Origin of the sequence: Geodermatophilus nigrescens (assembly GCF_900129495.1) — a bacterium.
Classification (GTDB): Bacteria; Actinomycetota; Actinomycetes; order Mycobacteriales; family Geodermatophilaceae; genus Geodermatophilus; species Geodermatophilus nigrescens.
Map to the genome: position 1 here is coordinate 727,610 of NZ_FQVX01000002.1, position 13,384 is coordinate 740,993.

At 74.0% G+C, this 13,384-nt stretch carries 13 protein-coding genes; 4 read left to right on the top strand and 9 right to left on the bottom strand.

Going from position 1 to position 13,384, the window contains the following annotated elements; translation table 11 throughout:
• The first annotated feature begins 63 nt into the window (after positions 1-63).
• Both BUE37_RS11055 and BUE37_RS11060 read left to right on the top strand, forming a co-directional pair.
• The gene (locus BUE37_RS11055) at positions 64-1,344 is read left to right on the top strand and encodes an AI-2E family transporter (protein ID WP_073420211.1); all 1,281 of its coding nucleotides are present in this window, start codon (positions 64-66) and stop codon (positions 1,342-1,344) included.
• Between the two features lie 25 nt (positions 1,345-1,369).
• The gene (locus BUE37_RS11060; protein WP_073420752.1) at positions 1,370-2,320 is read left to right on the top strand and encodes a proteasome assembly chaperone family protein; all 951 of its coding nucleotides are present in this window, start codon (positions 1,370-1,372) and stop codon (positions 2,318-2,320) included.
• A gap of 25 nt (positions 2,321-2,345) precedes the next feature.
• Here the strand turns inward: BUE37_RS11060 and BUE37_RS11065 are convergent, their stop codons facing one another.
• The 8 genes from BUE37_RS11065 to BUE37_RS11100 form a co-directional block, all read right to left on the bottom strand.
• The gene (locus BUE37_RS11065) at positions 2,346-3,656 is read right to left on the bottom strand and encodes an MFS transporter (protein ID WP_073420212.1); all 1,311 of its coding nucleotides are present in this window, start codon (positions 3,654-3,656) and stop codon (positions 2,346-2,348) included.
• Positions 3,657-3,809: 153 nt separating this feature from the next.
• Complete coding sequence (locus tag BUE37_RS11070; RefSeq protein ID WP_073420213.1) at positions 3,810-5,480, bottom strand: catalase; 1,671 nt, start codon at positions 5,478-5,480, stop codon at positions 3,810-3,812.
• Positions 5,477-5,953 (bottom strand): Fur family transcriptional regulator, encoded by a 477-nt coding sequence (locus BUE37_RS11075; RefSeq protein WP_073420214.1) that lies wholly within the window; start codon positions 5,951-5,953, stop codon positions 5,477-5,479. Before BUE37_RS11075 ends, BUE37_RS11070 begins: the two co-directional genes overlap by 4 nt.
• 159 nt (positions 5,954-6,112) lie before the next feature.
• On the bottom strand, positions 6,113-6,997 hold the full coding sequence (gene purU / locus BUE37_RS11080; RefSeq protein WP_073420215.1) for a formyltetrahydrofolate deformylase: 885 nt from the start codon (positions 6,995-6,997) through the stop codon (positions 6,113-6,115).
• A 66-nt stretch (positions 6,998-7,063) separates the two neighbouring features.
• Positions 7,064-7,981, bottom strand: coding sequence for a non-homologous end-joining DNA ligase (gene ligD, locus BUE37_RS11085; protein WP_245794513.1), 918 nt, complete (start codon positions 7,979-7,981; stop codon positions 7,064-7,066).
• A gap of 38 nt (positions 7,982-8,019) precedes the next feature.
• A complete protein-coding gene (ligD, locus tag BUE37_RS11090; protein WP_245794515.1) occupies positions 8,020-8,979 on the bottom strand; it encodes a non-homologous end-joining DNA ligase in 960 nt (319 codons plus the stop codon).
• A gap of 29 nt (positions 8,980-9,008) precedes the next feature.
• On the bottom strand, positions 9,009-10,037 hold the full coding sequence (ku, locus tag BUE37_RS11095; RefSeq protein WP_073420754.1) for a non-homologous end joining protein Ku: 1,029 nt from the start codon (positions 10,035-10,037) through the stop codon (positions 9,009-9,011).
• Positions 10,038-10,176: 139 nt separating this feature from the next.
• Positions 10,177-10,800, bottom strand: coding sequence for a DUF1360 domain-containing protein (locus tag BUE37_RS11100; protein ID WP_083628560.1), 624 nt, complete (start codon positions 10,798-10,800; stop codon positions 10,177-10,179).
• Between the two features lie 143 nt (positions 10,801-10,943).
• On the opposite strand from BUE37_RS11100, the gene BUE37_RS11105 reads away from it, so the two are divergent.
• Both BUE37_RS11105 and BUE37_RS11110 read left to right on the top strand, forming a co-directional pair.
• Positions 10,944-11,453, top strand: a complete 510-nt coding sequence (locus BUE37_RS11105) for a hypothetical protein (protein WP_073420216.1) — start codon at positions 10,944-10,946, stop codon at positions 11,451-11,453.
• Between the two features lie 319 nt (positions 11,454-11,772).
• Entirely contained in the window at positions 11,773-12,171 is a 399-nt protein-coding gene (locus tag BUE37_RS11110; protein WP_073420756.1) for an STAS domain-containing protein, read from the top strand.
• A 161-nt stretch (positions 12,172-12,332) separates the two neighbouring features.
• Here the strand turns inward: BUE37_RS11110 and BUE37_RS11115 are convergent, their stop codons facing one another.
• Positions 12,333-13,343, bottom strand: a complete 1,011-nt coding sequence (locus BUE37_RS11115; RefSeq protein ID WP_073420217.1) for a DNA topoisomerase IB — start codon at positions 13,341-13,343, stop codon at positions 12,333-12,335.
• Between the last annotated feature and the right edge of the window lie 41 nt (positions 13,344-13,384).

Consider the following 13,384-nt stretch of genomic DNA (forward strand, 5'->3'; position numbering starts at 1 on the left):
GCGGGCGGCCCCGCGGTCCGCCCGCCCGGCGGGGACGGCGGCCGGCGGTCGTCCGAGCACCCCGTGCCCGAGCTGACCGGCGAGGGCGGGCAGGGCGACCCGCGCACCGGCGACCACCGGGCCACCGTGGCGCCCACGCCCACCTGGCAGCGCGGCGAGCGGGCGCGGGAGGCCACCCGCACGCTGGCGATCGCGTCGGCGCAGCTGCTGCTCATCGCCGCGGCGCTCGTCGTCGTCGGGTGGGTGCTCGGCCGGCTGTGGGTGATCCTGCTGCCGATCATCCTCGGGCTGCTGTTCGCCACCGTGCTGTGGCCGCCCACCCGGTTCCTGCGCCGGCACGGCTGGCCCCCCGCACTGGCCGCGGCCCTCGTCCTGCTGCTGTTCCTCGCGCTGATCGGCGGGATCATCGCGGTCATCGCCCCGCAGGTCGCCGCCCAGGTCACCGACCTCGCCGACCAGTTCGCCAGCGGCCTGCAGCAGGTGCAGCAGTGGCTGCAGGGCCCGCCGTTCAACGTCGACGAGGAGCAGCTCGGCCAGTACGTCGACCAGGCGATCGACTCGGTGCAGGCGAACGCCTCCAACATCGCCGGCTACGCCGCGACCGGGGCCTCCGCCGTCGGCAACGGGCTGATCAACCTGGTGCTGGCCCTGGTGCTCGCCTTCTTCTTCATCAAGGACGGCCCGCGCTGGGTGCCGTGGCTGGCCGCGCAGGCCGGGCCGAAGGCCGCCCCGCACGTGGCCGCGCTGTCGCAGAAGACGTGGTCGACGCTGTCGGAGTTCATCAAGCAGCAGGCGCTGGTCGGCTTCGTCGACGCGTTCTTCATCGGCCTGGGGCTGTGGATCCTCGACGTGCCGCTGGTCATCCCGCTGGCCGTGCTCACCTTCTTCGGCGCGTTCATCCCGATCATCGGCGCCTTCGTCGCGGGCGCGTTCGCGGTGCTGATCGCGCTGGTCGACGAGGGCTTCACCGTGGCGCTCATCGTCTTCGGGATCGTGCTGCTCGTGCAGCAGCTCGAGGGCAACGTGCTGCAGCCGATCATCCAGGGCCGCGGGTTCAACCTGCACGCCGCGGTGGTCATCCTCGCCGTCACCGCCGGCAGCAGCCTGGCCGGGATCATCGGCGCCTTCCTCGGCGTGCCGGTCGCCGCGCTCATCGCCGTCACCTACCGGTACGTGCGCGACGTCTTCGACGGCCGCCACCCGGAGGTGGCCGGCGACGGCACGCACGCCCGGGTCGCGGGCGGCGACGACGGGGCCGTGCTCACCCGGGCGCCCGCGGCGGAGGGTCCCGCCGCGGGTGAGGCCGGGAATGCGGCGCCGCCCGCCGGCGCTGCTCCCTGCTGACGACGACCAGCAGGAGGTGCCCACCGTGGCGCAGCTACCGGAGGAGCTCGTCGAGCTGCTCCCCGATGCCGAGCCGTTCCTCGCCGCCGAGGCGGAGGTGGGCGCGCCGGAGCACCGGCGCGGCCTGGTGCTCCTGCACGCCCTCTCCGGCGACTTCGACGCGGCGTCGTCGGCGGCGCTGGCGGCCGGGCACCTGCTCGAGACGCTGCCGCACCGCACGATCGCCCGGCTCGACGCCGACCTGCTGGTCGACTACCGCGCCCGGCGCCCGCGGATGTCGTTCTCCGGCGATCGCTACGAGTCCTTCGACGCCCCGGAGATCCTGCTCAGCGCGCTGGAGGACGACTCCGGCGAGCCGTTCCTGCTGCTGCACGGCCCCGAGCCGGACTACCGCTGGGAGGCGTTCACCGGCGCCGTCACCTCTCTCGTGGAGGAGCTCGGGGTGACGTCGGTGGTGGCGCTGCAGGCCATCCCCATGCCCGTGCCGCACACCCGGCCGGTCACGGTGACCGCGCACGCCACCCGCCGCTCGCTCATCGAGTCCTACCCCGTCTACTGGGGTGACCTGCGGATCCCGGGCAGCGCCTCGGCCCTGCTGGAGCTGCGGCTCGGCGAGGCCGGTGTCGACGCGCTCGGCGTGGCCGCGCACGTGCCGCACTACCTGGCCCAGGCCACCTTCCCCGCGGCGACGCTCACGCTGCTCGAGCACGTCGGCCGGCTGACCGGCCTGCTGCTGCCCACGGAGACGCTGCGCGAGGCCGCCCAGCAGCACCGCACCGAGGTCGACGAGCAGATCGCCCGCTCCTCGGACAACACCGCCGTCGTCGCCGCCCTCGAGCAGCAGTACGACCAGTTCACCGCCGCCCGGGAGGGCAGCGACCTGCTCGGCAGCGTCGGCGAGGTGCCCAGCGGCGACGAGATCGGCGCGGAGTTCGAGCGCTTCCTCGCCGAGCAGGACCGCCGCCAGGGCGACTGACCGGACCGCCCGCTGGGGGACGCCCTCAGCGGGCGGTGCGCAGCGCCCGCGTGACGCTCAGCGCCACCGCGCCCAGCGCCCCGACGACGGCGAAGACGTAGAAGCCCCACGGGAAGGCGATGCCGGCCGTCACCAGCGTGCCGGTGATCACCGGGCCGACGATGGCGCCGATCCGCCCGGCCCCCGCCGACCAGCCCAGCGCCGTCGCGCGCACCGCCGAGGGGTGGTTGGCGCTGGTGAAGGCGTAGACGAGCACCTGCGCGGAGAAGACGAAGCAGCCGGTCAGGAAGCACATCAGGTACAGCCCCGCGGTGGGCAGCCGCACCGACAGCAGCGCCAGGAACAGCGCGCCCGAGGCGAACCAGATCATCCCGGCGAGGCGGGCACCGATGCGGTCGGCGACCGTCCCGGCGACGAGCAGGCCGACGATCGCGCCGACGTTGAGCACGAGCAGGAACGCCAGCGAGTCGCCGAGGTCGTAGCCGGCGTCCCGCATGATGGTCGGCAGCCAGTTGTTGAGGCCGTAGACCAGCAGCAGGCCCATGAACGAGGTCACGCCGATGGCCAGGGTGTTGCGGGCGTACCCGCCGGTGAACAGCGACCGGACCGTCGCGGCCGCACCCGACCCGGCCTCCGCCGGGGTCGCCGGACCGGTCGGGGCCTCCAGCGTCAGCCCGTTGGCGCGGGCCACCTCCTCGGCCTCCGCGCGCCGGCCCGCGGCGAGCAGGTACGCGGGCGACTCCGGCAGCTTCGCCAGCATCAGCGGGACCAGCACGAGCGCGGGCGCGGCGCCGATGACGAACATCCACCGCCAGCCCAGCGAGGGGATGACCGCGATCGCGAGGGCCGCGGTGGCGACGGCACCGACGTGGTAGCCGGTCATGATCGTCGTGGTGGCGCGGCCGCTGCGCCCCGACCGGCTGAACTCGTTGACCATCGCGATGGCGGTCGGCAGGCAGCCGCCCAGGCCGATGCCGGCGAGGAAGCGCAGCACGCCGAAGACCGTCTCGTTCGGCGCGAGGGCGCACAGCAGCGTGAACAGCGAGAAGGACACGACCGCGCCGATCAGCGCCTTGCGGCGGCCCACCAGGTCGGTGAGCGTGCCGATGGTCAGCGCGCCGATCATCATGCCGACCAGGCCGACGGTGATCACCACGGTCGCGCCGCTGCCGGTGAGGGCGTACTCCTCCGGCTCCCGGAGCGTGGGCACGACGGTGCCGACGACGACGAGGTCGAAGCCGTCGAGCAGGACGGCGATCCAGCAGAGCGGCGCGACCCAGCCGGCGGCGCGGGACGCCGTCCCGGGTGCGGTCGGGCGCACGGGGGTCGTGCTCATCGGTCCTCCACGGCGAGGGCGCGGTGCGGTCGACCGACGCTAGGTGGAGCGCGCGCGGGGCCCCACTCGGCTCCCGGCCAGCGGAAGGTCCCGGAACGGCGACGGGCCGCGACCGGGATCCGGTCGCGGCCCGCCGCGTGACGCATGCGCGCGTCAGGCGCCGAAGCGCACCTCGACGCGCTCGTTGGGCACGCAGTGCGTCATCCGGAGGCCGGTGACGTCGCGCGGGCCGTTCTTGCCGAGGTTGGCCGCGCGCTGCAGCTCCGCCTCCGACAGCGTCTGGGTCTGCAGCGGCTCGAGCCCGCGGACGTCGTCCGCGGAGATGCCGAGCCCCTCTCCGACGCGCTGGCCGAGCTCGTCGTCGCACATGAAGAAGTGCCAGACCATCCGCTCCTGGACGGGGCGGACCGCCTCGGAGATGTTGTCGACCAGGTTCTTGACCAGGTCGTCCTTCTCCCACTGGTCCATGAGCTGGTAGCGCTGCCCGGCCTGCGTGTAGTCGTCGGTCCGGGGGATGCGCTTGCGGGTGAGCCGGCCGGTGATCTCCGGGCCCTGCTCGTCGTGCGTCGGGTACTGGGCCTCCCGCAGGCCGCCGGTGATCGACGGCTCGTAGTTCACGTGCGGGTTCTGCCCCGGGCCCAGGTCCACGCCGAAGGACATCTGGCCGCCGCGCTGGTTGGTGTGGACCGTCGCGCCCTTGGCCGAGTTGACCGGCAGCTGCAGGTAGTTCGGGCCCACCCGGTAGCGCTGGGTGTCGGAGTAGGAGAACGTCCGGCCGACCAGCATCTTGTCGTCGGAGAAGTCGAGGCCGTCGACGAGGACGCCGGTGCCGAAGGCGCTCTGCTCGTTCTCGTTGTGGTGGTCGCTGACGTTCCGGTTGAGCGTCATCGTCCCGACGAGCTTGGGCTCGAAGTCGTTCTCCGGCCACACCTTGGTGTCGTCGAGCGGGTCGAAGTCGAGCTCGGGGTGGTCGTCGTCGCTCATCAGCTGGACGTAGAGGTCCCACTGCGGGAAGTCGCCGTTCTCGATGGCCTCGTAGAGGTCCTTCGTGGCGTGCCCGAGGTCGTTCGCCTGGATGGCCGCGGCGTCGGCGGCGGTGAGGCTCTTGACGCCCTGCTTCGGGATCCAGTGGTACTTCACCAGGTGGGTCCCGCCCTCGGCGTCGACCCACTTGTAGGTGTTCACGCCGAAGCCCTGCATGTGCCGGTAGTCCGACGGGATGCCGCGCGGCGAGAACAGGTTGACGAGCATGTGCATGGCCTCGGGGGTCTGCGACATGAAGTCGAAGATCCGGGCCGGCTCCTGCCGGAAGGTGATCGGGTCCGGCTTCAGGGAGTGGATGACGTCGGGGAACTTGATGGCGTCGCGGATGAAGAAGACCGCGAGGTTGTTGCCGACGAGGTCCCAGTTGCCGTCCTCGGTGTAGAGCTTGACGGCGAAGCCCCGCGGGTCGCGGGCGGCCTCGGAGGAGTCGCGGCCGCCGATGACGGTGGAGAAGCGGATCGCCAGCTCGGTCTTCTTGCCGGGGGCGTTCAGGAACTTGGCGCGGGTGTAGCGCTCGATGGGCTCGTCGCCCCACTTCCCCGTGGCCTCGAACTCGCCGTAGGCGACGAAGCCGCGCGCGTGGACGACGCGCTCGGGGATCCGCTCGCGGTCGAAGTGGCTGATCTTCTCGAGGAACTGGTAGTTCTCCAGGGTCGCCGGGCCGCGCGCGCCCACCGTCCGCTGGTTCTGGTTGTCGTAGACCGGGTGGCCCTGACGGTTCGTCAGGACGGGGCGGTCGGCCTCGCTCGGGGCCGCGCCCTGCGATGCGACGTCGGTCATGCTCCTGTTCCTCCTCGGTTGTGGTGCTGTGCGACCGGGACGGCGGCCGCGGGGCGGCCGGCGTCCCGGCAGTCGGGGCAGAGCCCCCAGAACACGACCTCGGCCTCGTCGACGACGAAGCCGGACGCGTCCGACGGGGAGAGGCACGGGGCCGCGCCGACCGGACAGTCGACGTCGGTCACCGCGCCGCACGAACGGCAGACCAGGTGGTGGTGGTTGTCCCCCACGCGGACCTCGTAGAGCGCCGGGGCGCCGGCGGGCTCGACCCTGCGGGCCAGGCCGACGGCGACCAGCGCCCTGAGCACCCCGTACACCGCCTGCGGCGAGAGCGGAGGGTGTGCCGCGCGGGCCACCGTGACCAGCGTGTCCGCGTCGGCGTGGGGATGGCCGGCCAGGGCGTCGAGGACCGCGAGCCGGGGCCGCGTCACCCGCAGCCCCGCGTCGCGCAGCCGGTGCGCCCAGGTCGTCTCCATCGGCTCCCACCCAACCCCCGTTTCTTGATCCAGTCAAATCAAGGGCGGGAGAACGGGGGACGTCGTGCAGGGGTGCGGTACCCGCGGCCGGGCCCCGGACACACGCCGGGCCCCTCCTCCGCGACGCGGGAGGAGGGGCCCGGGGAACGGGACGGGGGCTCAGGCGAAGACGATCGTGCGGTCGCCCTCGACGACCACGCGGTCCTCGACGTGCCAGGTGACCGCCTGGGCCAGCACCTGCCGCTCGACGTAGCGGCCCACCCGGCGCATGTCCTCCACGGTGGCGCGGTGGTCGACCCGGGCCACCTCCTGCTCGATGATCGGGCCGGCGTCGAGGTCGGGGGTCACGTAGTGCGCCGTCGCCCCGATGAGCTTCACGCCGCGGTCGTGCGCCGCGCGGTAGGGGTTCGCGCCGACGAACGCCGGCAGGAAGCTGTGGTGGATGTTGATCAGCCGCTCGGGGAAGCGGCTGCAGAAGTCGGCCGAGACGATCTGCATGTAGCGGGCGAGCACCACGAGGTCGACGTCGCCGACCAGCTCCAGGGCTCGCGCCTCGGCCTGCTCCTTCCCGTCCGGCGGGACCGGCACGTGGTGGAACGGCACGCCCGCCGCGGCGGCGACCGGCTCGAGGTCGGGGTGGTTGGAGACGACGGCGACGATGTCGGCGCGCAGGTCGCCGGCGCTGACCCGGTAGAGCAGCTCCTGCAGCACGTGGTCGGTCTTCGACACGAACACCGCCACCCGCGGGCGGCGCGCGGCCTCCGAGAGCCGCCAGGTCAGCTGCCACTGCGCGGCGAGCAGGTCGAGCGCGCCCTCGAGCTGGCCGCGCCGCTGCGCCAGCCCGGGCAGCACGAACTCCAGCCGCAGCGTGAACGTGCCGCCGGTCGGGTCCGAGGAGTGCTGCTGCGACTCGATGATGTTGGCGCCGACGTCGGCCAGCAGGCGGGAGAGCACCGCCACGATGCCCGGGCGGTCGGGGCAGCGGACGACCAGCCGCCCGACGTCGGTGGTGGCGGGGTCGTGCGCGAGCGGGGCGGCGGACACGGGACGACATGCTCGCAGAGCCGGCCGCCGCGGCTGCACCGTGGCTAGACCGTGGCTAGACCGTGGCTACACCGTGGGCAGCCGGGAGCGGGTGCGGTCCGCCACGTCGAACAGGTCGCCGTACTCCTCCACCCGGGCGAGCACCTCCTCGGTGCGGAACCGCAGCTCGCCGGGGTCGGCGCCGCCGCGGACGGCGTCCACCTCGTCCCAGCCGATCGGCGTCGACACCGGGGCGTCGGGCCGGGCCCGCAGCGAGTAGGGCGCCACCGTCGTCTTGGCCGGGTTGTTCTGGCTCCAGTCGACGAGCACCTTGCCCGGCCGCAGCGCCTTCTCCATCCGCCAGACCACGCGGTCGGGCGTCTCGGCGGTGAGCTCCTGCGCCAGCGCCTTGGCGTAGCGGGAGGGGTGCTCGCGGTCGGTGACCCGGATCGGCGCGTAGACCTGCATGCCCTTGGAGCCCGACGTCTTGACCACCGGGTCGAGGCCGTCGGCCACGAGCTTGACGCGCAGCCGCTCCGCGAGGTCGCAGCACTCGGCGATGCCGGCCTGCGGGCCGGGGTCGAGGTCCAGCACGAGCAGGTCGGGCAGCGCCGGCTGGAGCTTGCTGCCGACCTGCCACTGCGGGACGTGCAGTTCCAGCGCCGCGAGGTTGGCCGCCCAGGCGAGGTCGGCGACGGTCTCGAGGACGACCATCTCCAGCACCTCGCGGTCCCGCGAGCTCCCGGGGCTGGGCACGGTCACCCTGCGCACCCAGTCCGGCGCGTGGCGCGCGGTGTTCTTCTCGAAGAACGCCTGCCCCTCGACGCCGTCGGGCCAGCGGGTGAAGGTCACCGGCCGCCCGGACAGGTGCGGCAGCAGCACCGGGGCGATCCGCACGTAGTAGTCGATCACCGCGGCCTTGGTGAACGAGACCTCGGGGAAGATCACCTTGTCGAGGTTGGAGACCGACAGCTGCCGGCCCTCGACCCGCACCCGCTGCTTCACCGTGCCCACCTCACGCCGCCCACCTCACGCCGTCCCCCTCACGGGGACCACTCCACGACGACGTCCTCGACGTCGAGGTCGTCGCGCAGCCCCCGCCACGCAGGGTGGCGCATCCGGCCGTCGGCGGTCCACGCCGCGAAGGCCACCTCGCCGACCAGGTCCGGCTCGGCCCACTGCGCGTCGCGGGCGACGTCGCGGGGCAGGGCGTCGGCGAACGGCGAGGTGCGGCGGGGGGCGAGCGCGGCGCCGAGGTCGCGCAGCATCGCGTCGGTGAAGCCGGTGCCGACGTGGCCGGCGTAGACCAGGCGTCCGTCGTCGTCGTGGACGCCGACCAGCAGCGAGCCCACTCCCCCGGCCCGCCGGCCCTTGCCCGGCCGCCACCCGCCGACGACGACGCTCTGCATGCGGACGTGCTTGACCTTGCGCCACTCCGGCGCGCGCACGCCGGGGCGGTAGGCGGAGTCCAGCCGCTTGGCCACCACGCCCTCGAGGCCGTTGTCCCGGCTGGCGGCGTGCACCCCGGCGCCACCACCGGTGAACCACGGGGTGGTCACCCAGCGGTGCCCCTGGGCGCCGAGGTCGTCGAGGCGCTCGCGGCGCTCGGTCCACGGCAGGTGCAGCAGGCTGCGCCCGCCGACGGCGAGGACGTCGAAGACGAGGTAGGTGACCGGCGCGGCGGCGGCCAGGCGGGCCACCTCGGCGCCGCCGGTGCGGTGCATCCGCCCCTGCAGCAGCCCGAAGTCGGGCCGGCCGAGCCGGTCGAGGGCCACCACCTCGCCGTCGACGACGACGTCGGCCCCGGCCAGCGCGTCCGGCACGCGGCCGAGTTCGGGATAACGGACGGTGATCGGGGTGCCGCTGCGCGCCCACAGCTCCGCCCGGCCGCCGCGGACCGCGGTGACCGCGCGGACGCCGTCCCACTTGAACTCGTAGCCCCACTCCGCGTCCTGCGCGCGGGGCGGCAGCTCGCCGGCGACGGCGAGCATCGGCCCCGGCACGGGGGGCTCGGGGAGGGCGTGGCGCACCGTCAGGCGCTGCGCCGCGAGGTGCGCTTGGCCGGCTCCTTCTTGGCGGCGGTGACCTTGCGGGCGCGGGTCGTGCGGGCCGGCGGCTCCTCGGCGGCGGCCTTCTTCGCCGGCGTCTTCTTCGCGGCGGCCTTCTTCGCGGGCGCGCGCCTGGCCGGCGCGGGCTCGTCGTCGGCGGCCGCGGCGCGGGCGCGGCGGCGGGGCGCCGGCGCGGGCTCGTCAGCAGCGTCGTCGTCAGCAGCGTCGTCGTCGGCCGCTCCCCCGCGGGCCCGCTCGACGCTGCGCCGCAGCGCGCTCATGAGGTCGACCACGGCCGCGCCGGGGTCGGCGGTCTCGGGGACCGGCTGGACCTCGCCGCCGCTGGCCTTGGCCTCCAGCAGCGCGGTCATGGCCTCGCGGTAGTCGTCGCTGAATTCGGTCGGGTCGAACTCGCCGGTCATGGAGCCGATGAGCGCCTCGGCCATCTGCAGCTCCTGCGGGCGCACCGACACGTCCTCGTCGAGGAAGCCGAAGTCGGGACGGCGGATCTCGTCGGGCCAGCGCATCGTGTGCAGGACCAGCACGCCGTCCTTGACCCGCAGCGCGGCCAGCGACTCCCGCTGCCGCAGCGCGATCTTGGTGATGGCGACGCGGCCGGTGTTCTCCAGCGCGTCGCGCAGCAGCACGTAGGGGCGCGTGGCCGGGCCGTCGGGCTCCAGGTAGTAGGTCTTCTCGTACTGCACCGGGTCGATGTCGCCCTGGTCGACGAACTGCAGGACCTCGATCTCGCGGCGGGTGGCCAGCGGCATCTCGGCGAGGTCGTCGTCGGTGAGGATCACCAGCTGCCCGTCGGGCAGCTCGTAGCCCTTGGCGATGTCCCCGTACTCGATCTCCTCGCCGTCGATCGAGCAGACCCGCTTGTACTTCACCCGCCCGCCGTCGGCGGCGTGCACCTGGTGGAAGCGGACGTCCTTGTCCTCGGTGGCGGTGTACAGCTTCACCCCGATGCTGACCAGGCCGAACGAGACCGCGCCGCGCCAGATCGAGCGCATCTCCACTCCCCTTCCCCGGGCCGGACCGAGCACACCGGCCGGAGGGCGGCCGGCCCGCAGGATAGGTGCGGACCGGGCCGCTCAGCAGCACGGATGCCGTCGATCTCCTCCGCCCGGGGGAAGCGGGCGTCCTCCGTCCTCAGACCTGCTCGGCGTGCCGGCCGGCCGTGTCGTCGTCCTGCGGATCGTCCTGCGCGTCGTCCTGCTGGTCGTCCCCGCCGCCGGTGACGCTGCTCTGCAGCGCGTCGTAGGCGAACTGCAGGACGTCGGAGCCGGCCACCATCGTCATCGTCAGCGCCGCCAGCCGGGTCGCGCGCGGCGCGGCCACGTAGCTGAAGACGAACGCGGTGCCCACCCACTGCGCCAGGCAGAACGGGCAGGTGACCAGCTCACCGACGGCGTGCTTCCAGCCGTGCTCCACGCGCAGGTCCTCGGCGAGCTCCGCCTCGCCCGACGCGCCCTGGAAGCGGGCGAACGGGGCGCGCAGCGGGCTGGTGACCGGGTCCTTGGCGATGCGGCGGGCCAGCCGGAAGGTGCCGACCGTCAGCAGCAGCGCGTCGCCGAGGGGGATGCGGGAGGGCAGCTCGCGGCCGGAGGCGCGGACGACGGCGGCGCCCGCGGCGACGGCGGCGCTGTAGACGCCCATCGCGCCGAGGAAGCCGCCGAGCGGGCGGTCCTCGTCGCCGTTGTAGCCGCGCTCCTGGTCCTGCGCCCAGCGGCGGACCGGCTCGATGGTCCGCTGCACCTCGTCGGGGATCGCCATGGCCGCCCGCTACCCGGTCGTGCACCGCCTCATGCCGTGACGGGAGGAACGCGCCTGCCCGCATGGCCCGCCGGGCGGCGGGTAGGCGGAGGGCAGCCCGCCGCCGGGACCGGTGTCCCGGCGGCCCGAGAGGAAGGGACCCCGTGACCGAGAACAGCGGTGCGCTGCACTCCGCCCAGAACGACGCCGACTTCCCCGACGACGAGCGCGGCCTGACCGGCACCCACGACGACGCCGGCGCCCCGCGCACCGAGGGCCAGACCGCCCGGGACGTCTTCCCCGAGGACGAGGGGATCCCGGAGGTCGCCCAGGACGACTCGCCGACGATGCAGTCCGCGGAGGACCCGGAGTTCGCGCCGATGCCCGGCGAGGACCCCGGCGCCGTCCTCGACACCGGCACCACCGCCTACGAGCAGTCCGCCGGCGAGCCGCTGAGCGGCCGGCTCGACCGCGAGGTGCCCGACGTGCAGCCCGGCGTCCGCCCCGCCGAGGACCCGCAGGCCGCCGCGATGCAGCTGGAGCAGGACACCTCGACGACCTTCGACAGCGACTCCGGCACGAACAAGACCGCCGACGACGTCGAGGCGACCGCCGACGTCCGGGCCGGCGGCGAGGGCCCGGAGGAGTCCGCGGTCCACGTCATCGACTCCTGATCGGCTCCTGATCGGCTCCTGGGGCCCGTCCCGGGAGGCCCCCGGCACGGGCTGCCCCGGTCACCTGGCCGGACGCATCTCCTCACCCGATCCGCCGACCGGCCCGGGCACCCGCCCGGGCTGGTTGGCGGTCTGCCATCCGGTTGTCTACGTTTGGGCGTGCGGTTGAGCAGTCAGCCGTACGCGCCGCCCGGCCGACCGCCGGCGGTGCTCCCAGGACCGCGCGACAGCTCGGGGGCGACGACACCCCCGGCCCGCGCGGCGGTAGATTGACCGGTGGCCGCCCCGATCGGCGTGGCCACTGAGAGGAGCTGTGTCCGTGACCGCATCCGACCTGCCCGCCGGGGGGCAGCACGACGTGTCGAACGAGGGCACGGAGGCACCCTTCGACGACGTGATCACGCTCTCGACCTCCACCGGTGAGGACGGCGCGGTCACGGTGACGGTCGTCGGCGAGGTCGACACCTTCACCGCCCCGGTGCTGCGCTCCTCGCTGGACACCCAGCTCGAGCAGCAGCCCCGCGAGCTGGTCATCGACCTGTCCGGCGTCCAGTTCCTCGGCTCCGCCGGGCTGGCCGTCCTCGTCGAGACGCAGAAGTCGGCGCGCGCCCGCGAGGTCGAGCTGCGCCTGGTCGCCACCACCCGGGCGGTCACCCGCCCGCTGGAGGTCACCGGCCTGATCGACCTGTTCACGATCGTGGACAGCAGCGCCCGCTGACCTGCCTCCGCACGACCCCGTACCACCCTGCGAGGCCCCGCTCCGGCGGGGCCTCGCGTCGTTCCGGACCCGGTCGGCCGGGTCAGGCGGACAGGAGACGCCGGAAGGACCCCCTGCCCCCCACCGCTCGCACGCTCGCGGCGGGCCCCTGCAGGGGCCGGCTAAGCGGACAGGAGGCGACACACCGCCTGCTCGAGCACCTTCTGGGTGTCGCGGGTGCCCTCGGAGTCGGCCAGCTCGGCCAGCGCCGCGGCCACCGTCTCGCCGTGCTCGTACCGGTCGACCACCCGCGGGTCCACGTAGCTGGCCTTGCACACCGCCGGCGTGTTGCCGAGGTGCTCGGACACCCGCACGTAGGCCTCGCGGATCGTCTTGTTGCGCACCGTCTTGTTCTTCGGCGCCGGCTGCTCGGCGAGCGCGGCGGCCATCATCACCGTGGCGTTCCACGTCCGGAAGTCCTTGGCGGTAATCTCCGCGCCGCTGACCTCCTTGAGGTAGGCGTTGATCTCGTCGCTGGTGACGTCGCGCCAGGTGCCGTCCTCGAGCTGGTAGGCCAACAGCTCGTCGCCGGCGTCGTCGGGCCGCTCGAGCAGCTGCCGGACGACGGTCGCCGTCGGGCGGTCGGTGATCTCGACCTCCCGCTCGATGCTGCCCTTGGCGGTGTAGCGGAAGTAGGTGCGCTCGCCGCGCACCGTGACGTGCTCCCGGCGCAGCGTGGCCAGCCCGTAGGTGCCGTTCTCCTCGGCGTACTCCTCGCTGCCGATGCGGAAGGTGCCGAGGTCGAGCAGCCGCAGCGCGCAGGCGAGGACGCGCTCGCGGTTGGGACCGCGGGTGCGCAGCGCGGCGGCCACCCGCTCGCGGACGTCGGGCAGCTCGGAGGCGATGGCCAGCACCCGCTCGTGCTTCTCGGCGTCGCGGCGGGCCCGCCAGGCGTCGTGGTAGCGGTACTGCCGCCGCCCGGCGGCGTCGAGGCCGGTGGCCTGGATGTGCCCGTTGGGCCACGGGCAGATCCAGACGTCCTGCCAGGCGGGCGGGATGGCGATGCCCTTGATCCGCTCGAGCCGGTCGGCGTCGCGGATCAGCGCGCCGGTCTGGTCGCGGTAGGAGAAGCCGCGGCCGGCACGCCGCCGGGTCCAGCCGGGGCCGTGCACGTCGCTGCGCCGGAGTCTCACCCTGCGTGGATGGGCACCGGGGCGGCCCCGTAAACGGGCGC